This is a genomic window from Aggregatibacter sp. 2125159857 (assembly GCF_017798005.1).
Lineage (GTDB): Bacteria > Pseudomonadota > Gammaproteobacteria > Enterobacterales > Pasteurellaceae > Aggregatibacter.
The window spans coordinates 415120-433792 of record NZ_CP072548.1 but is presented as its reverse complement, the minus strand read 5'-3'; the positions used below and the strand labels follow the sequence as shown (position 1 = coordinate 433792).

Genomic DNA, 18673 nt, shown 5'->3' with positions numbered 1-18673 from the left:
TTTATCTGTACTCACAAGTATTCATCATAATCCCATCTCTTTCACAAAGAAAGTCATACCAAAGAATTCATGGATATGAATGATGTACTTTGTGAAAAGGCTTGTTTATCACAAGCCTTATCATTAAAAAAGAAGATGAACCTTATTTAAAACAAATTACATTTTCGGTTTCATAGGTTCATTCTCTTTCATGCCCTTTTCCATGTTATTTTCCATCATTTTTTTATCTGATTTCATCTTTTTCTTCATGTCATGCTTCATCGCTTTTCCCTCTTTCATCTTATCCATTTTATTATCCATCATCGGCTTGGCATCTTTCATGCTCTCCATTTTATGTTCCATTTTCTGTTCCATTGGTTGCATGTTTTTCATTTCCGCAGAAACTTGAAAAGCCATTGCCATGCCAAGCACACCAGCTAATGTGACGAATGATGTCATTTTTTTCATAAGAAACTCCTTTTAATCCTATTGAGATATGTTGAATTTTTTTGATTAAGAAAAACTGTAAGAAAACGAACGCTTTCCTACATCCGATTAGACGGAATTCGTCGACAATTTCTTACAAAAATTTTTATGAAAAAAGAGGGGATGGGAAGACGAGATGAGCTGCGATGACAGAAAACAAAAAAAGTGCGGTCAAAATCCACCGTGAATTTCTATCGTGAATTTTTACCGCACTTTTCTTCTTAATATCAGTGCTTACTTTCTGCCTGTTTAATTTCCGGTGTGGTGTATAAACGATGTTTATACAAATAACTGCCCAACAGCGCGTGCGCCAAGGCTTCTTTGACCATACTTTGTGGCACCTCTACTTCCGTCAGGGTTTCGGTGGCTTTGTCGTAACGGTAGGTTTTGGCGCCCACTTTCGGGAATTGAATCACCACATCATTGCCCCGCATAAGCGCCTGCACTTGGTCGTATTGCATAATGGCGCGGTTTGGATCGTTCGGTTTAGTGAGATCATAACCGATCATCGGGTAGTCGCCACTAATGCCAGCCAAAGAAAGCAAGGTGGTCGGCATATCGAATTGGCTAACCAAACGGTTATCACGGCGCGGTTCGATGCCTTCGCCCAAAATCAATGCCGGAATATGGAAATGCTTAATTGGCATCAAGCTGGCGCCAGCCACACGAGAGTCGTGGTCAGCAATCACTAAGAAAATCGTGTCTTGCCAATAATTGGAGGCTTTTGCGAGTTTGAAGAAATGCCCAATCGCATAGTCTGCATATTTCGCCGCGTTGTTGCGCGTGGCTTTCGGTTGTTCATACAGCTCGATTTTGCCATCCGGAAATTCAAATGGATCGTGGTTGCTGGAGCTGAACACAAGGCTAAAGAACGGTTTGCCTTCGTTGTGTAATTGGGTAAACGTCTCATTGGCTTTAGTGAACAAGTCTTCATCGCTCACGCCCCACGTGCCGGTGAAGCTTGGATTTTGATAATCCATTTGGTCGATAATACGTTTAAAGCCATTGCCGTAGAAAAAGCCCGCCATGTTATCAAAGTGCTTTTCCCCGCCGTAAATAAAGGACGTGTCGTAACCCCGTTGGCTTAATAGTTGTGCCAAGGTAAAGAATCCACGTTGGCTGTTATTAAGTTTAACCACCGCACGTGCCGGTGTTGGAGTGAAACCGGCGGTAACCGCTTCAATACCGCGTACGGAACGGGTGCCGGTGGCGTATAAATTATCAAACAACCAGCCTTGCTGTGCCAACTTGTCAAATTCGGGCGACAACGGCAAACCGCCTAGCGTGCCAACAAATTGCGCGCCGAAGCTTTCTTCCAAAATAATCACGATATTTTTCGGCTTGCCTTGGTAAGTGGCTTGGTTATGGGTCAAGGTTGGAATTTCCTTGGAAATATAAGCCTCTGCCGGACGGCTTCCGCTATTTTTCACAATAGAAAGCATTTCTTCCACCTCCATTTTGCCATAGGCTTCGGAAGAGGTGCCTTCATCTTTAAATTGCTGTGCCGCATAAATTACGGAATAACCTGAATTCAGCACCAAAGAGTTCACCATGGCATCAGAAGAAAACGCCACCATGGCAGGGTTAATCCCGCGGTGTTGAAAGCTAGAACGCGCACCGAGAAAACTCAAGGCAATCACCAGCAACGCGACCACTGGGCGCCATGTCCAACGCATGGGCGTGATATTCCGCACCGCCCAACCGGCCAGTTTCCAATACACCACCGCAGCAATCAGCGTAAAAACGAGGCTAAAAATGACCGCACTTAAATGCCCTTCCATCAGCATGGAAAACACTTCTTTCGGGTAAATCAAATATTCGATGAACAGACGATTCGGGCGGTAATCATAGGTCTCAATAAACGCCGGTGTCGCCAGTTCCATAAACACGATAAACACACTGCCGGCCGTCAACCAAAAACGCAAAATATGCTGCCAAATGCGCCCTAACGCGTTTTGATGATATAGCAACACGGTCAATAATGCCGGCACGCCGAATAAATAACACAAAGACACCACGTCCATGCGTAAGCCTTGCAAGAATAACTGCCCCCAGCCATCCACCGCATTGACCCGATCTAGTTGCCATAAAGACAAACCGAGACGGGACAGGGTGAAGACAATGAGATTCACCAAAGAAAAGAAAAAAATCGGGAACAGCAGAGAACGCGGTTTGCCTGCCGTAAATAAATGTCGTGACATTTCAGTCTCCAAAACGTAAAAAATCCGCTCTTTTAAGCTATGACAACAAAGCGCGAATTTGAGAAAAAATTATTCGATCCAATGTACAATCTCATTGAGTGTTTTGCGGGATTTTGGACGAATCTCTTTGGCGCGATAACCGAACGTCACCGCAACGGACACCGCATATTTTTCTGCGTCATACGCACCGGTTTGCGCCAAAATACGGTTGACTTCCGCATAGTTAAACCCTTCAACCGGGCAACTGTCGATACCGATTAAGGCCGCACCCGTCATCATATTGGCAAGGGCGATATAGGTTTGTTTGCTCGCCCAGTCAAATAAAGTGCGGTCGTTTTCCAACACGTTTATGTGTTCTGTTTGAAAGCGTTGATAGGTCGCCATATTGGCTTGCATTTGCTCTTCCGTCAAGCCACGACGTGCAAGGTTTGCGCGAAAATCCTCAGAATCGTAACGCATATTTTTATTCGCCAAAATCACCACCACATGGCTAGCATCATCTAACTGCGTTGCCATGCCCCAACTCACCGGTTTTAAGGCTTGGCGTAATTCGGGATTTTGCACCACTAAAAATTGCCATGGTTCGGATCCTACGGAACTTGGCGATAAGCGACCAAGTTCTAAAATATAGTCAAAATCTTCTTTGCTGATTTTGCGCTCGGGATCGTAATAACGTGTTGCGCAACGGAAATGGAAGGCATCTAATACTTGTTGTTTGGTAGCAAACATTGAATTCTCCTTTATCATCATAAATATGATGGCGGTAGTTTACGTTTGTTTAGAGGGAATCACAATATAACGCTCAAAATATGACAACAAAGTCGAATCACATGATTTCGCTGAACAGAAAAAGTGCGGTGATTTTTTTATTTAATTGGTTGCATAAGGTGTAAATACATTATTTTCACCTCTCAGCAACTCCATTAGTTTCGGATGAATAAATAATTTATCCCTCCCTACAGATTGTTCACTTAAAACCCCTGCATCACACAAATCTTTTAAATATTTAGACGCGGTTTGTCTTTTAGCAATGCCTGCTCGTTCTAAATTTGCGATGCGAGTATAAGGTTGTTCAAACAGCAATTCGACTAATTCTAAACTGTAAAGATGAGGCAAAGATTGTTGAATGTAACGTTTTGTTTCAATAGACAAGGCTTTGATTGCCTCAATTTTACTCAACGTCCAAATTGCCGTCTCTTCAATCCCTTTTAAGAAATACAACAACCAATCTTGCCAATTTTGATTAGCAGTGACATCCAACAACAAGCGATAATAATCTGCTTTATGCTCAATAATATAACGACTTAAATATAAAATCGGCAAATGAAGAAGTCCTTTTTCAATCAGCAATAAACTATTTAACACTCGCCCTGTTCGCCCATTACCATCTAAAAAAGGATGAATAGCCTCAAACTGATAATGTGCAACCGCCAAAATAATCAACGGATCCAACGCCTCATTGTTATGAATAAACGTTTCCCAATTTGCTAGTTTATCCCGAATCAACCTCTCTCCTTCCGGTGGCGTGTAAATGACCTCACCATTCATCCCATTGCGTAATGCCGTTCCGGTTACCTTCCGAATATCCATTGCGCGTCCTTTTATCTCACTACATACCAATACGGCTGTTTGTGTACAAAGTGGACGCTCCTTTAAACTCTCAAATCCGGAAAATAAGGCTGTTCGATATTGCAATGCTTCTTTGGTCGCCGCATCATCTTCTTCACTATCAAGCTGTAATGACCGGAAAAGTTTATCTGTTGTGGTAACGATATTCTCAATTTCACTACTTGCACGCGCTTCCATAATCGGCAACGTATTGATTAACATCGACTGATTAGGGATAAGCTCAGCCGCTTGTTTTAACTCCGCTAATGCTGCTCTCGCTTTGATCGTTTGCTTTAAAATGTCTTTCGTTTCCAATTCTTCCGTTGGTGGAAGATCAGGAAGCTGATTAAACGCAAACGTTGGGTTCCATTGTCTCATCTTTAAAAATCTCATTTTTTTAAACAAATTCGAAGTATATGTTTATCAAATCAACATATCAACAAAATAGGTTTAAAATTTCTCCATTTTTAAACATATGCGAAGAAAGCGGCTTGCTCTTCGGGTAAGTAGGATGGAATATCGAAATCCACCGCACTTTTCATCCTTATGATTCGTGGTTTGATTTTGTCACTTGTTGGTTAAGATTTTGGGTCAAACCATTGATGTCGGCACCGTTTAAGCCTAGCTCTTTTAGCAGATTATCCACCAGCGGTGCTTGTCCGCGATAGCGTAATGCGCTGTTCACAAGCTGATCGGATAAACTGGCCTGTGAAGCGACTTCACCCTGCTCAGCAGATGTCGCGGCACCAAACCCTCCAAGGCCGTTGACTTGCAAAATTTTAATATCGTCAATATTTTCCATTGGACGTACGCTTTCACGAATAATGTCCGGTAAATGTTTCAATAGCGCAAGGCGAACTTGCATTTCCACTTGCTCAACGGACAAGACATTCGCCGCTTCATTAACGGCGCGAGTCCCTTCGGCATCCACTTTATATTGTTGCTCCAAGGCTTTGGCTAACAAGATTTTTGCATCTGCTTCCCCTTTGGCTTGTAAGCGTTGTTTCTCCGCCTCGGCTTCCGCCACAATGCGTAACGCTTCTGCACGGTCAAATGCGGCTTGTTTTTCCGCCTCCGCCGCAACCGTGATCGCAATGGCATCTTTTTGCGCGATTTCTTGAGCCGCAATCAATTCAACGGCTTTGGCACGTTCCGCTTTTTCTGTTTCACGCACTGTGATAACACTTTCCTCTTCTCGCACAGCCGATGCACGCGCTTTATCTGCCAGCGCTTTGGCTTCCGATTCGGCGCGTGATTTTTCTGCAACGGCAATAGCGCGATCTTGCTCGGCTAATTCAATCGCTTTTTTACGCTCTACTTCTGCGCGTTCAATTTGTTGATCTTTTTGAATTTTTTCATTTTCAATATCACGTTCCGCAAGAATGCGTTTTAAGTCCACTTCTCGAGACGCTGCGATTTTGACTTCTTCCGCTTCGCGTTTTTTCTGCGCTTCCTGTCCGGCAATTTCGGCATTTTGTTCCGCCCGACGTATCGCAATCTCACGCTCTTGTTCTAATTTGGCATATTCTTCTTCACGCAAAATTTGTAAACGAGTACGTTCGGCTTCCAAATTTTTGGTTTTTATCGCCAAATCCGTATCCTGTTCAATATCGTTACGTTTTTTACGGCGCACCTCGATGGTTTCCGTTAAGCGGGTTAAACCTTCCGCGTCAAAGGCATTTTGCGGATTGAAGTATTCAAAACTGGTTTGATCCAAGCCGGTCAGCGATACGGTTTCCAATTCCAAGCCGTTTTTAAACAAATCTTCCGAGACCACTTGTTGCACTTTTTGCACAAAATCCACCCGTTTTTCATGCAATTCTTCCATGGCCATTTCCGCTGCAACCGCCCGCAAACTGTCAACAAACTTCCCTTCCACCAATTCTTTTAATTGTTCCGGTGACATGGTTTTCATCCCCAAGGTTTGCGCCGCCGTGGCAATGCTTTCGGCGGTCGGTTTCACTCGCACATAAAACTCTGCCGTCACATCCACCCGCATACGATCTCGGGTAATCAACGCCTGATCTGCTGCGCGACGCACTTCCAAACGCAAGGTATTCATATTCACGGGAATCACTTCATGTAACACGGGCAAGACAATCGCACCGCCATTCATGATCACTTTTTCACCGCCAAAACCGGTGCGTACAAACGAGACCTCTTTGCTGGCGCGACGATATAATCGGGTAAGAATGAGGCCGAGAATTAATAATGCAATGAGTACAATGCCGGCAATAACGCTTATCAGTTCCATAATTTGTCCTTGTGTTTGAGAAAAATACGTCGTCGTTAATCAACCAAATTTCCATTCGGATTTTTGATTGCTTTAAAAAGATTATCTTGTAAAGAAATCAGTAATACCGTTTCGCCTTGCATGAGTGCGTTATCATCGTCAGGTTCGACCATGACATAATGTTGCTGACCGTAACCATCCTTTACGCGCGCTTGGGCGGGACTGCCTCGCTTTGCTGTGCCAAGTATCACCACCCCGACACAACCGACCAAACTTTCTTGGGTAACGGCGGTCGTTTCATCTTTAGGAAAGATGTGATAAACCCCGGCAGCCGCCATGCGCACCAACGGTAGGCTGGCAAACCAGACGATCACGGCAGCACCCCCCCCCTGCAAATAAAAACCGGAGAACTGATGTAATGCATATTGCAAGCTATAACCTAGCAAGCCAAACGTGGCGAGAAAAATCACCACTAACATTAATAGAGGCAACTTGCCGACATATAACCAACTTAAAAATCGGATCACCACGCCACTGTCGGCGTAATTCAGCCCAATTTCTGCCTGTGTGTCCGTTAAGCTATCCGGTAAAAAACCATCGACCCACTCATTAATGCCACCCAGCATAAATGATGCCAGTTCAAGAATGCCAAGCAATAACATCAGCATAATGGCAATGCCGAAAATGCTATTTTGCGGTGCAGTAATCAGTTCCCACATAATATATCCTTATTTCAAGATGCTATTTGGCGGTTTTCAGTTGTGCTAAACGTTCTTTAATCCGATTCGTTCTGCTCACCTCTTCCAAATCCTTTAATTTAGCTAACTGTGACGGATCACGTCCTGCCATATGCAAGCCGGTTTGTCGCCCCATCAACCGATCAAACGCATTGGCGGTCTTTTCGGTATTACGCAAAATTTGATTTAATGTGGAACCGTCGCGCCCCTTGTCATGCGTTGCCGCTTGCGTTTGGCTTTGCTTCCAATCTTGAACGGCCTGTTGCATTTCACGTCGTTTCGCTTGCAATGCCACAATAAACCCTTCAAGCTCTTTTTCCTGCGCCACACAGTCCGCTACCGTATTTTCCAACACCGGCAAGCGCGCCTCAATATCCATTTGTTCGGCAATCCCGATTTCCGCCAAGTCATCACGATTGGCTTTCAGTGCTTCTTGAATATCTGCCTGCAACGTTTCATGGCGATTGCTTTCATCCGCCATTTTTTTCGTGGCTAAATGCTTCTGCACTAAAACCTTGCCTAATTCTGACCGCACTTCATCTATTGCGCGCTCAATCTCGCGAATATTTTCATTCATCACCGCTTCCGGTGCTAAATTTTCTGCGGCATCTAAAATGGCATGAAATCCGCCACTGACCAAACGTCCGACACGACGAGCTAATGTTTCGCTCATATTCTACCTCCTTCTTTTTTTATTTTTCATCACGTTGACGAATAATGTGAGCCAAATTCAATGTGTTTTCCAGTTGGGCTAACACACTGTCATCGAATGCGGCCCCTTTCGCCGTCACCGCCAGTTGCAAAATGCTGTCAGTTAAACGCACAATACGCCACATGACTTCGCGCTCATATTTTTTTAACGCCTCTAACTCGCTTTCTGTCGGCACATCTGCGACTAATGTTGCGGTTAAATCCGGTAACAATTCAAATAAGCGCGCCAGAATGTGCGAATGAACCCCCAGCTCTTTTTCCGCATGTAACACATCGCGCTTGGCATTTTGTAAAAACTGTTCCGCTTGCGCTAAAGCGGTGCCGTAATCCTGCGGCTGTGTATAACTTTGCCGGGCTTGTTTTAATAATTCACGAATTTTTTCCGAAGGCGTATTTGCCCCTTCAACCTGTAAATTTGCAATAAAATCCGCATCTTCCTGAGAAATTCTCACGCTTATCGGAATTCGATTTGCTACACTCATATTCAAACCTCATCATTTGTATTCATCTGAATACAATATATAGAGATCGTTTTCAAAAAACAACTGTTTATTTAAAAATTTTACCGCCTAACCGATTTACTGATAGCAAACGGAAAAATACGCATAAAAAAAGTGCGGTGGATTTTCTCAGCGTTTTAAAACACCATAAAAACTCACCGCACTTTCATACTCAACGGGACTTAACTATGACATTCGCCCGTTGGCGATAGGAATAACCTGATCACAAATCGCCATAGTAGAGGCACGATGGCTTACCAAGATAATCAATTTTTCCGCTTTCACGTTTAGCAAGGATTGCAAAATCATGGCTTCGTTTAAGCTATCCAGATTACTGGTCGGTTCGTCCAACAAAATAATCGGCGCATTATGCAAGAAGGCGCGAGCAATGCCGATACGTTGTTTTTCACCGTCGGAAAGGTTGTTCCCCATTTCAGTGATTTTGGTTTCGTAACCTTCCGGCAAGCTCATGATAAATTCATGAATGGAGGCTTTTTTTGCCGCTTCAATCACTTGCTCTTTTGTTGCCTTACGGTTTGCCAATACAATATTTTCATACACCGTTTCATTGAAAATATAGGTTTGTTGGGTGATGTAAGCGATATTGTCGCGCAAATTCACCGTATTAATGTTTTTTAAGTCAGTATCGTTAATGCAAATACGACCTTGTTGCGGATCATAAAAACGCATCATTAATTTCAAAAGGGTACTTTTCCCGCTACCGCTGCGGCCGTGAATACCGAGAATTTCGCCTTTTTTGATCTGCAAATTCACATCAGACAAAATTTGTTCGTCCGCATAAGCAAAACTGACATTTTCTACCTTAATTTGCTGCACGTCAGTCATATTCACGCCGTTTTCTACGTCTTTTAATTCCGGTTGTTCTGCCAATAATGCCAAGACACGTTCGCCACTGGCGAGGGTTTGCAATAAGTTGTTGGACAGGTTACTTAAGGCAATCACCGGTCCATAACTGGACATCAATAAAATCACACCAATGAGCAAGCCGGCAAAATCAATGTAATCGTAAGCAAAGAGCGTTAAGCCCACCAATAAAATCACGATATTGAAGAAAGACACCGCGATTTCGGTGAACGAACGCACGTTGCCTTCTTGTTGTTTGATTTTTAAAAAGGCTTGGTCGATTTTTTCACTGCGCTGATGGATTTCCTGTAAGCGTTTTTCCTCGTTGCCGAAAAGTTGAATTTCTTTCATGCCGCGAATACTGTCGAGGAAGAAATCGTTCATTTCGCCGACTAAGTCACGGTATTTGCGGCCATCTTCACGTGCCATTTGGGTGGTGACGATAGGCAAAATAATGCCGACGGTCACATAAGCTAAAAATGCCACCAACACGAACCACCAAGAAATATGCGCGAACACCGCCAACAAGATACCCGAGGTTAAAAAAGCAATAGCGATCGGCGCGATGGTGTGCGCATAAAACACTTCCAACAATTCAATGTCATTGGTGACCAACGAAAGCAATTGACCGGATTGTTTGTCCTGCAATTTCACAAACGCCAAACGACGTAATGCACTGAACACTTTGTCGCGCAACAACGCCAATAATTTGAAGGCGATGTAATGGCCGGACATTTGTTCCAAATAACGCAAAATACCACGCGCTACCGCAAGCACAATAAGTGCGGTCAATATTTGCGATAAATTTAAATGGGAGTGGAAATTAAGCAATTCTGACAAACCCATCGCACCCAGCACCATAATGAAAATAGCACTGAGGAAACCGAGGGTACCCATAATAATGGTGAAACTCATGATATGCGCCAATGGCGTCACCAATTTCATGAGCTGCCACATGACGACAAATCCATTCTTACGCATGATTTGCCCCCGTTCTGATATTTTCTAAATTCTTTTGTTGATTAAACATTTCTGCATAAATTCCGTTTTCAGCCATTAAAGAAGCATGATCGCCCGATTCTGCCAAGTGACCGCTTTGTAACACATAAATTTGATCGGCATTCACCGCATTCGCCAGACGGTGAGAAATCATGACGATAGTTTTTTCGTGTTTAAGCTGTTGAATAAATTGCAGAATGATTTCTTCACTTTCTACGTCGATGTTACTGGTGGCTTCATCGAAAACGTATAAGTCGGCATTGTGCAACAACGCTCGCGCCAACGCTAAACGTTGAATTTGACCGCCGGACAAGTTGGTTCCGCGACTTAATAACATCATGTCCAACCCGCCGTTTTCACGGACGAAATTCGCCAAATTCACTTGTTCCAAGCATTGATAAATAGCGTCATCAGAAGCATCGGACAATGCCATCAACATATTTTCTCTGAGGCTACCTTTGAAAATGTAACTGCTGTGGCTCACCAGCGAAACATGACGATATAAGGAATGACGGTTAATTTGTTTAATATCGACGCCATTAAATAAAATTTCCCCTTGCTGTGCTTGATAAAAACCCATAAGCAAGGAAACCAGCGTGGATTTACCGCAACCGCTTTTACCCACAAAAACTGTTAATTGCTTCGGTTGAATATTAAGGTTTAAGCCGTTAATCGCCGGTTTTTCCGCAGAATAGGCAAAATGCAAATCCTTAATTTGCACGGTAACTTCATTTTTAGCCGGAAAATCCACCGCACTTTTGTTTTCTTCTACCGGGGTATCCAACAGCGTAAAGATTTTTTCTGAAGCCGCCTTGCCGTTCATCGCCACGTGGAAGAAAGAACCGAGTAAGCGTAACGGAATGAAAAATTCGGAAGAAAGTAAAATGAATAAAATGACACCGAAAATGCTTAAGCTACCGTCTTGGTATTGTAAAAGCGCCGTCAAAATCCCTAATGCCGCACCGCCGTAAGCCAATAAATCCATTAAAGAAACAGAGTTCAGCTGCATGGTCAGCACTTTCATGGTGATGGTACGGAAATTCTCCGCTTCGATATCCATTTGTTTGGCTTTGTAATCATCATCTTGGTAGATTTTTAAGGTAATCAAGCCTTGTAGGTTATCCAAAAAGCTACTACCTAAACCCACATAAATAGACCAATATTTCGCCAACAAACGTTTCGCGATTTTATTTACCGCAATGATGGACATTGGAATTAACGGCACACAAACCAAAAGAATTAATGAGGTTGGCGCGTTAAAAAAGACCAAGAAAACAAACAATGTGAGCGGTGCAAGCAAACTATAAAACAACTGTGGAAGATAACGGCCGAAATAAATTTCCAGTTGCTCCACGCCTTCAGATGCCACTTGGATCACCGAAGAGGTAGATTGTTGGTTAACCTGATTCAGCGGCATAGAAGACAATTTTTGATAAATCAGCGTGCGCAATTTATGTTTCACTTGCGTACTCGCTTTATAGGAGGCCTTCACCGCCATTTTCCCCGCCCAAGCACGCAACGCCAGACAAGCAACCAAAATGACGGTAAAAATGACCGCACTTTGTAGTGTAAGTGTGCGCTCAAACGCCCATTGCAAACAAATGGCAAATACCACCGCACTTATAATCCCGCCGATTAAGGCGACCCAGTTCCATAAGACATTAATAGCAATCCATTTTTTGCTATCTGCGACTGTGTTTATCAGCCGTTTATCTATCATCATGATAGAAACTCCTAAAAATAAAAAAGAAGTACGCCGGTAGCGTACTTTTGTTTAACGAATTCTGTCTTCCTCTCGACAACAGGCCCATTTCCTTGCAAAAAATTACTTTTCGCAAGTGACACCTGGTGACGATAAGCCGGGGTTTATTATAAAAAATAAAATAAAAGGAATATAGACGTGTATGAGAATTATTTTTATTTTTGTAATGAAATGGAAGAGCGTTTATTTTTATCAAAGATAGCTTAAAACAGGCGTATAATTGACCGCACTTTTTCGTGTGTTTGTTCAAATATTGACTTCTCCCCCTTGCGTAGTAATATGCACCCACTTTTCATTACAGGCGTTTATTTATGCTAGCGTTTTCACATCAAGAACATATTGAATCCTATTATTCCGTCACCCGTAACCAACATTTTGAGTTACCGCCGTTAAATCAAAAAGAATCTGCTGACGTGTGCGTTGTCGGTGCAGGCTTTTTCGGTTTATCCACGGCATTAGAACTTGCCGAACAGGGCAAAAGCGTGATCGTACTGGAAGGCGCACGGGTAGGCTTTGGCGCATCAGGGCGTAGTGGCGGTCAGGCCATTAACGGTTTTGAAGACGGCATCGATGAATATATCGAACAAGTAGGCTTGGAAACTGCCCGTAAGTTATGGCAAATGTCCTTAGAAGCCATTGATATTATTGATGAACGCATTGCGAAATACGATATTCAGTGCGATTGGAAGAAAGGCTATGCCACGTTGGCGCTCAACGAGCGTCGCATGGAAGATTTAATCGCGGTTGAAAAAGTCAGCCACGAGATTTTTGGCTATCAAAATATGCAGCTTTGGGACAAAGCCAAACTGGAACAACATCTCGGCAGCAAAATTTATTGCGGTGCGTTGTATGACAGCAATTCCGGCCATTTGCATCCGCTTAATTATTGCTTAGGTTTGGCAAAAGCGTGCTTGAATTTAGGCGTGCGTATTTATGAACAATCGCCTGTGGTGGATTTACGTGAAAAAGCAACAGACATTGAAGTCATAACAGATAAAAGCCTCGTTGTCGCCAAAGATGTGGTGTTGGCGACTAACGCCTACATTAATGTGCTACCAAAAAGTATTCACCGTGGCATTGCCCGCAAAATTCTACCGGTAGAAAGTTTCATCATCGCCACCGAGCCTCTCGATCAAGCCACCGCTGATTCCGTGATCAATAACGGCATGTCCGTGTGCGACAGCAATTATTTGCTGGATTATTACCGTTTAAGTGCCGATAACCGTTTATTGTTCGGTAGCGATTCCAGTTCTGAGAAAAACATGATTGAGGTCATGCGACACAATATGTTGCGCGTTTTTCCGCAGTTGGAAAACGTTAAAATTGATTACGGTTGGGGCGGCCCTATCGACATGACCATCAATTCCAATCCACATTTCGGACGCATTTCGCCACATATTTATTTCGCCCACGGCTATTCCGGCCACGGCGTGGCGCTCACTGGTTTGGCGGGACGCGTTGTCGCAGAAGCCATTTTAGGCAACGATGAACGCTTGGCTATCTTCAGTAAATTAAAAGTGCCTTCGGTATTCGGCGGCAAATTTGTTAAAAACCTCGCATTAAAAATTGGCGTGCACTATTACCGTTTCTTAGATAAATACCGCTGATGAATAAATCGGCGGATTTTATTGCTTTCAGTTATAACCTAGAGAAAACAATTATTTTGCTTTCTAAAAACTTACTGTAATAATCCACCGCACTTCACCTTATCAAAAAAGGAACACTTTATGAAAAAATCATTTATTGCAAAAACATTCTTATTATCCGGTTTAGTTTTCGGTATGGCGACCCAAGCCCTCGCTGGAGAAATTTCCGATCGCGTAGAAAAAACCAAAACCTTATTAGTAGGCACCGAAGGCACTTATGCGCCATTCACCTTCCATGATGACAGCGGTAAATTAACCGGCTTTGACGTGGAAGTGATTGAAGCGGTGGCACAACGTTTAGGCTTAAAAATTCAATTTAACGAAACCCAGTGGGATTCTATGTACGCCGGTTTGAATGCCAAACGTTTCGACTTAATTGCCAACCAAACCAATCCAAGCCCGGAACGTTTGAAAAAATACCTTTACACCGCACCCTATAACTATTCCACTGCGGTTATCGTGACCAAAGAAGGCGACAATAGCATCAAAACCTTTGAAGATTTAAAGGGTAAAAAAGCAGCACAATCCTTAACCAGCAACTACGGCAAAATCGCCAAAGCGAATGGTGCAGAACTCATCGTCGTCGAAGGTTTGGCACAAGCCTTAAAATTGATTACCCAAGATCGCGCCGAAACTACAGTGAACGATCACTTGGCAGTCTTGGATTACTTCAAGAAACAACCGAATTCCGGTTTAAAAATTGCAGTAAAACGGGATGACAAAGTGCCTTCCGGCTTCGCGGTACTAAAAGGTGAAGAACCGCTGGTCGAAAAAATTAACCAAGCATTGGAAGAGCTAAGAAAAGACGGCACCTTGAAACAAATTTCAATCAAATGGTTCGGCGATGACATTACTCAATAATTTTCTCGCCTCACTTCCCTTTATGAATGCAGAAAGAGCTGATGAAGTCATCAGCTCTTTTTGGCCTATGTTGGAAGCGGCTATTGATAAAACCATTCCGCTAGCCGTGATTTCCTTTTTTGCCGGCGTAGCCATTGCGTTACTGGTGGCGCTGATTCGCATTGTGGAAAAACCAAATCTCGGCATGCGTTTATTGCAAATCCTTTGCCGTATTTATGTTTCCACCATTCGCGGCACACCGATGTTGGTGCAGATTTTCATTATTTTCTATGGCTTGCCGGAAGTAGGGATTAAGCTCGATCCGTTTCCAACAGCGATTATCGCCTTTTCCATTAATATCGGTGCTTACGCTTCAGAAACCATTCGCGCAGCGATTTTATCCATTCCCAAAGGACAATGGGAAGCCTCCTATTCCATTGGTATGAATTATTATCAAACTTTCACTCGCACCATCATGCCGCAAGCCTTGCGCGTATCGGTGCCACCATTGGCAAACACCTTTATCAGCAATGTAAAAGATACGTCTTTGGCATCGTTAGTATTAGTGACAGAAATGTTTCGCGTGGCACAAAACATCACCGCAGAAAACTATGAATTTATTATGATTTATAGCGAAGCCGCGCTGATTTACTGGTGCATTTGTTTGATTTTATCCTTTGCACAAGACCGTTTAGAACAACGCCTATCCCGCCATCTCAAGGCCTAAGGAAATCGCATGTTAGAAGTGAACAACATTCATAAAACATTTAATGGCAATCCGGTGCTAAAAGGGATCGATTTTCACATTGAAAAAGGCGAAGTCGTGGCGATTCTCGGCCCTTCCGGCTCAGGCAAAACCACCTTCTTGCGCTGCCTAAACTTATTAGAACGACCTGAACTTGGTACACTGCGTTTTTGTGATGGAACCTTAACATTGGATTTTTCTCACAAAATCAGCAAAGCCGATGAATTGAAATTACGTCGTCGCTCATCCATGGTGTTTCAGCAATACAATTTGTTCCCCCATCGCACCGCACTTGAAAATGTGATGGAAGGCATGGTTGTGGTGCAAAAGAAAAGTAAAGCGGAAGCAGAACAGCGTGCGGTGGAATTACTCACCAAAGTGGGTTTAAAAGACAAAATGCACTTATATCCCTCGCAACTCTCCGGCGGTCAGCAACAACGGGTGGGCATTGCCCGTGCGTTAGCGGTTCAGCCGGATATTATTTTGCTAGATGAACCCACCTCGGCGTTAGATCCGGAATTGGTGGGCGAGGTGCTACAAACCTTAAAACTGCTGGCACAGGAAGGTTGGACGATGATTATTGTCACCCATGAAATGCAATTTGCCCGCGATGTGGCCGATCGCGTCATTTTAATGGCTGACGGGAATGTGGTGGAACAAAACAGCGCGCGCGAATTTTTTGAAAATCCACAACATGAACGTACTAAGCAATTCTTGTTGCAGGCAAAAATTCCCGTTTGCGTGGAATATGAAATTTAACGCGTTCTTTATAACGCAATTTGCGGAAAATATTGTTCGCTAAGCGCAACAAAATCCGCTAACGAAATGGACCGCACTTTTGCATCATTTGGCAGAAGTGCGGTTAAATTTCTCGCCAAAATATCATTCTCTAAGACAAAACAGGGAGCATGACAACGCGCCAACACGTCTGCCTGTTTTAACGCCAATAACACGCCATCTTGCCATAACACCACCGCATCCTGCGCCGTGGCATTTAGCAAATACTGTTCCAGTTCCGTTTGTGAATAATGCGCTTGAGAAAAAGTATAAAGCATAATCAGAAAGTCAAAATTTTTTCACATTGTTGTAGGCGTTGTAACAACGCTTGACGCGATAACACGTCACAATCCAAGACGAAATCCGCGGGTTTGAGCTGAAATTGCTGCAGTGAATCGGCGCACACATAGCGCTGTTCAATGTCGTATAAATCCAATAATTTCAACGCACTTGCCGTGTCTTTTTGCAACACGACGTCCGCTTGTTGCTGTTTTTGCAAGTTCAACACGCCGTCATCTAGGAAAAACACCGCAATGTCTTCTTCCGCACAAAATGCCGTCGCGGCAAGCAGCGCATCTAATCCTTCCCGTGTATTAGCCGTACCGTAAGGGGCATGACGAAAAATAAAGGCAAGTTTAGTCATAGGGTAATCACTCGATCTGCTTGTAGCAACGCTTGGCTAAATTCACCTAAACCGGCAAGTTGAAAAACGTCTGCCAAACTGACCGCACTTTTATCCGCTGCCGACTCGCTGTCCACCACACCTCGGCGTTGCGCCGCAGCGACACATAAATGTAATGGCACATTAAATTGGCGAGAAAACGCTTGCCACGCCTTGACTAAATTGAATTCATCATTGGCGGGATACACCAAGGCGTTGCCATTGCTGACACCGTCTTGATAGAAAAAGATTTGGCGGATGTGATGTTTGTGAACCAGTTCTTGCGCTAACTGATACGCGAGAAAAGCGCCTTGGCTCCCATAAACCGGCTGTTTAACCACCAATACATAATCCATGATTACTCGTCCTGATCCTGTTTGATTTGGCGGATGTATAAATACACGGTATGCCGGGAAATATTGAGGCGTTCCGCCACCAAATTGATCGCATCTTTAATGTCGAAAATCCCTTTCTCATACAACGAAACGACGATTTGGCGGTTTTTATTATTATTTGCCACCATACGGTCGGAAGTGACTTCCTCAATGGTTTTTTCCACGGTTTGAACTACCAATTCCTCCACCGAACTGGCAAAGTTCACCGCAGAGGTTTCACCATGATCCGATGCCGGAATAAAGTTTTGTAGGAATTGCGACATAGGCACATCTAAATTAATATTGATGCAAAGCAGGCCAATGATGCGTTTTGTGCTGTTACGAATCGCGATAGTCACTGACTTCATCAAGCCACTGCTTTTCTTAGCGCGGGTAAAATACGGTTTGCTGACGCTTTCCGATTTCATATTGTGCAACGAACGCAACGCAAAATCCGTCATGGGCGAGCCCACTTGGCGGTTGGTGTTATGTCCGTTAGCGATGTAAATGGCGGAGTGTTCTAAATCCTCAAAAGAATGGAGAACGATTTCACAATGTTGCCCGATGAGCGCACTGACACCGTCAACCACGGCAATATAGGAATTTAAAATCGTGCGATCTTCGTCGGTAAAAGGGCGTTTATCCGTTAACATGAATGTGCATATGCATTTTATTCAAATAAGAAACCGCACTTTTAAATGTAAGGCTCTAAAAGTGCGGTCATTTTTTCAAAGGTTTGAATTATTTTTTCTCTGGAATCACATCTAAGACTTCGACATCAAAATAGAGTGTCGCATTCGGTGGGATGCTCGCACCCGCACCTTCTTTGCCATACGCTAAATCAGCCGGTAATACTAATTCAATCTTACCGCCTTTTTTCACTAATTGCAGACCTTCAGTCCAACCTTTAATCACTTGATTTAACGGGAATTCTGCCGGTACGTTACGTTCACGTGAACTGTCAAATACGGTGCCGTCCGCTAATTTACCGGTGTAATGTACTTTAACGACATCTGTTTCTTTGATCGGATTGCCTTTACCTGCATCAACAACGCGGTATAACAAGCCGGATGGCGTTTTCTTCACGCCATCTTTTTTCGCAAATTCTTCTGCGAATTTTTTACCTTCTTCTTCCGCTTTCTTCGCTGCTGCTGCAAATCTTTCTTCGCTTGCGGCTTTTAATTTGCCATCAATTTCTTGTAAGACAGAGGTAATTTCTTTATTGTTTTCTAACTTAACTTTGCCACCTAGCACGTCTGCAATACCGGCAACGACTTTATCACTGTTGTAATCGATCACGCCTTTTTGTGCATCAATTAAACCTTGTAAATCTGAACCAAACAAAACACCAACCGCGTAAGAAGCTTCGTCATTAAATGAACCGGCTTTTTTGACCTCTGCCGCTTTCATTTCAGTCGCTTCTGCTTTTGCGGCTTCCGGTTTTACCTCAGTTTGCGCATCCGCAAATGCATTGGCAGAAAGAACGCTTGCGAGCATAAGTGCAACAGTTGATAATTTTTGAAATTTTAACATGATGTTAGATCCTTTAT

Annotated in this window: 19 protein-coding genes; 4 read left to right on the top strand and 15 right to left on the bottom strand. The window is 43.5% G+C overall.

Going from position 1 to position 18673, the window contains the following annotated elements; genetic code table 11:
- Positions 1 to 156: 156 nt before the first annotated feature.
- The 10 genes from J5X96_RS02280 to J5X96_RS02235 form a co-directional block, all read right to left on the bottom strand.
- Complete coding sequence (locus J5X96_RS02280) at positions 157 to 447, bottom strand: hypothetical protein (RefSeq protein WP_209364100.1); 291 nt, start codon at positions 445 to 447, stop codon at positions 157 to 159.
- Positions 448 to 692: 245 nt separating this feature from the next.
- The gene (locus J5X96_RS02275; RefSeq protein ID WP_209364098.1) at positions 693 to 2666 is read right to left on the bottom strand and encodes an LTA synthase family protein; all 1974 of its coding nucleotides are present in this window, start codon (positions 2664 to 2666) and stop codon (positions 693 to 695) included.
- 69 nt (positions 2667 to 2735) lie between these two features.
- On the bottom strand, positions 2736 to 3395 hold the full coding sequence (locus J5X96_RS02270) for an NAD(P)H-dependent oxidoreductase (protein WP_209364096.1): 660 nt from the start codon (positions 3393 to 3395) through the stop codon (positions 2736 to 2738).
- A gap of 141 nt (positions 3396 to 3536) precedes the next feature.
- Positions 3537 to 4652 carry a protein adenylyltransferase Fic gene (fic, locus tag J5X96_RS02265; RefSeq protein ID WP_209364094.1) on the bottom strand — a complete coding sequence of 372 codons (1116 nt, stop codon included), beginning with the start codon at positions 4650 to 4652 and terminating at the stop codon, positions 3537 to 3539.
- Between the two features lie 166 nt (positions 4653 to 4818).
- Positions 4819 to 6528, bottom strand: a complete 1710-nt coding sequence (locus tag J5X96_RS02260; protein ID WP_209364086.1) for a flotillin family protein — start codon at positions 6526 to 6528, stop codon at positions 4819 to 4821.
- A gap of 35 nt (positions 6529 to 6563) precedes the next feature.
- Positions 6564 to 7226: a YqiJ family protein gene (locus J5X96_RS02255; RefSeq protein ID WP_209364084.1), complete on the bottom strand. Its 663-nt coding sequence runs from the start codon at positions 7224 to 7226 to the stop codon at positions 6564 to 6566.
- A gap of 22 nt (positions 7227 to 7248) precedes the next feature.
- Positions 7249 to 7917, bottom strand: coding sequence for a PspA/IM30 family protein (locus J5X96_RS02250; RefSeq protein ID WP_209364076.1), 669 nt, complete (start codon positions 7915 to 7917; stop codon positions 7249 to 7251).
- A gap of 19 nt (positions 7918 to 7936) precedes the next feature.
- Positions 7937 to 8437: a hypothetical protein gene (locus tag J5X96_RS02245; RefSeq protein ID WP_209364074.1), complete on the bottom strand. Its 501-nt coding sequence runs from the start codon at positions 8435 to 8437 to the stop codon at positions 7937 to 7939.
- Between the two features lie 204 nt (positions 8438 to 8641).
- Positions 8642 to 10300 carry a thiol reductant ABC exporter subunit CydC gene (gene cydC, locus J5X96_RS02240; RefSeq protein ID WP_209364072.1) on the bottom strand — a complete coding sequence of 553 codons (1659 nt, stop codon included), beginning with the start codon at positions 10298 to 10300 and terminating at the stop codon, positions 8642 to 8644.
- Positions 10293 to 12041, bottom strand: coding sequence for an ABC transporter ATP-binding protein/permease (locus J5X96_RS02235; RefSeq protein WP_209364070.1), 1749 nt, complete (start codon positions 12039 to 12041; stop codon positions 10293 to 10295). Before J5X96_RS02235 ends, cydC begins: the two co-directional genes overlap by 8 nt.
- A gap of 350 nt (positions 12042 to 12391) precedes the next feature.
- Here J5X96_RS02235 and J5X96_RS02230 point away from each other — a divergent pair, with 350 nt between their 5' ends.
- The 4 genes from J5X96_RS02230 to J5X96_RS02215 all read left to right on the top strand — a co-directional run bounded on the left by J5X96_RS02230 (position 12392) and on the right by J5X96_RS02215 (position 16070).
- Positions 12392 to 13687, top strand: coding sequence for an FAD-binding oxidoreductase (locus J5X96_RS02230; protein WP_209364068.1), 1296 nt, complete (start codon positions 12392 to 12394; stop codon positions 13685 to 13687).
- Positions 13688 to 13807: 120 nt separating this feature from the next.
- Positions 13808 to 14587 carry an amino acid ABC transporter substrate-binding protein gene (locus J5X96_RS02225; protein ID WP_209364066.1) on the top strand — a complete coding sequence of 260 codons (780 nt, stop codon included), beginning with the start codon at positions 13808 to 13810 and terminating at the stop codon, positions 14585 to 14587.
- The gene (locus J5X96_RS02220; protein ID WP_209364064.1) at positions 14571 to 15293 is read left to right on the top strand and encodes an amino acid ABC transporter permease; all 723 of its coding nucleotides are present in this window, start codon (positions 14571 to 14573) and stop codon (positions 15291 to 15293) included. Before J5X96_RS02225 ends, J5X96_RS02220 begins: the two co-directional genes overlap by 17 nt.
- A 9-nt stretch (positions 15294 to 15302) precedes the next feature.
- Positions 15303 to 16070: an amino acid ABC transporter ATP-binding protein gene (locus J5X96_RS02215; protein WP_209364062.1), complete on the top strand. Its 768-nt coding sequence runs from the start codon at positions 15303 to 15305 to the stop codon at positions 16068 to 16070.
- 8 nt (positions 16071 to 16078) lie between these two features.
- Here J5X96_RS02215 and J5X96_RS02210 read toward each other — a convergent pair whose 3' ends face one another.
- The 5 genes from J5X96_RS02210 to J5X96_RS02190 all read right to left on the bottom strand — a co-directional run bounded on the left by J5X96_RS02210 (position 16079) and on the right by J5X96_RS02190 (position 18656).
- A complete protein-coding gene (locus J5X96_RS02210; RefSeq protein ID WP_209364061.1) occupies positions 16079 to 16366 on the bottom strand; it encodes a DsrH/TusB family sulfur relay protein in 288 nt (95 codons plus the stop codon).
- Between the two features lie 2 nt (positions 16367 to 16368).
- Positions 16369 to 16731 carry a sulfurtransferase complex subunit TusC gene (tusC, locus tag J5X96_RS02205; RefSeq protein WP_209364059.1) on the bottom strand — a complete coding sequence of 121 codons (363 nt, stop codon included), beginning with the start codon at positions 16729 to 16731 and terminating at the stop codon, positions 16369 to 16371.
- On the bottom strand, positions 16728 to 17105 hold the full coding sequence (gene tusD, locus J5X96_RS02200; protein WP_109859822.1) for a sulfurtransferase complex subunit TusD: 378 nt from the start codon (positions 17103 to 17105) through the stop codon (positions 16728 to 16730). The genes tusC and tusD overlap by 4 nt, the downstream gene beginning before the upstream one ends.
- 2 nt (positions 17106 to 17107) lie before the next feature.
- On the bottom strand, positions 17108 to 17776 hold the full coding sequence (locus tag J5X96_RS02195; protein WP_209364057.1) for a transcriptional regulator: 669 nt from the start codon (positions 17774 to 17776) through the stop codon (positions 17108 to 17110).
- A gap of 88 nt (positions 17777 to 17864) precedes the next feature.
- Positions 17865 to 18656 (bottom strand): FKBP-type peptidyl-prolyl cis-trans isomerase, encoded by a 792-nt coding sequence (locus tag J5X96_RS02190; protein ID WP_209364055.1) that lies wholly within the window; start codon positions 18654 to 18656, stop codon positions 17865 to 17867.
- Positions 18657 to 18673: the final 17 nt, after the last annotated feature.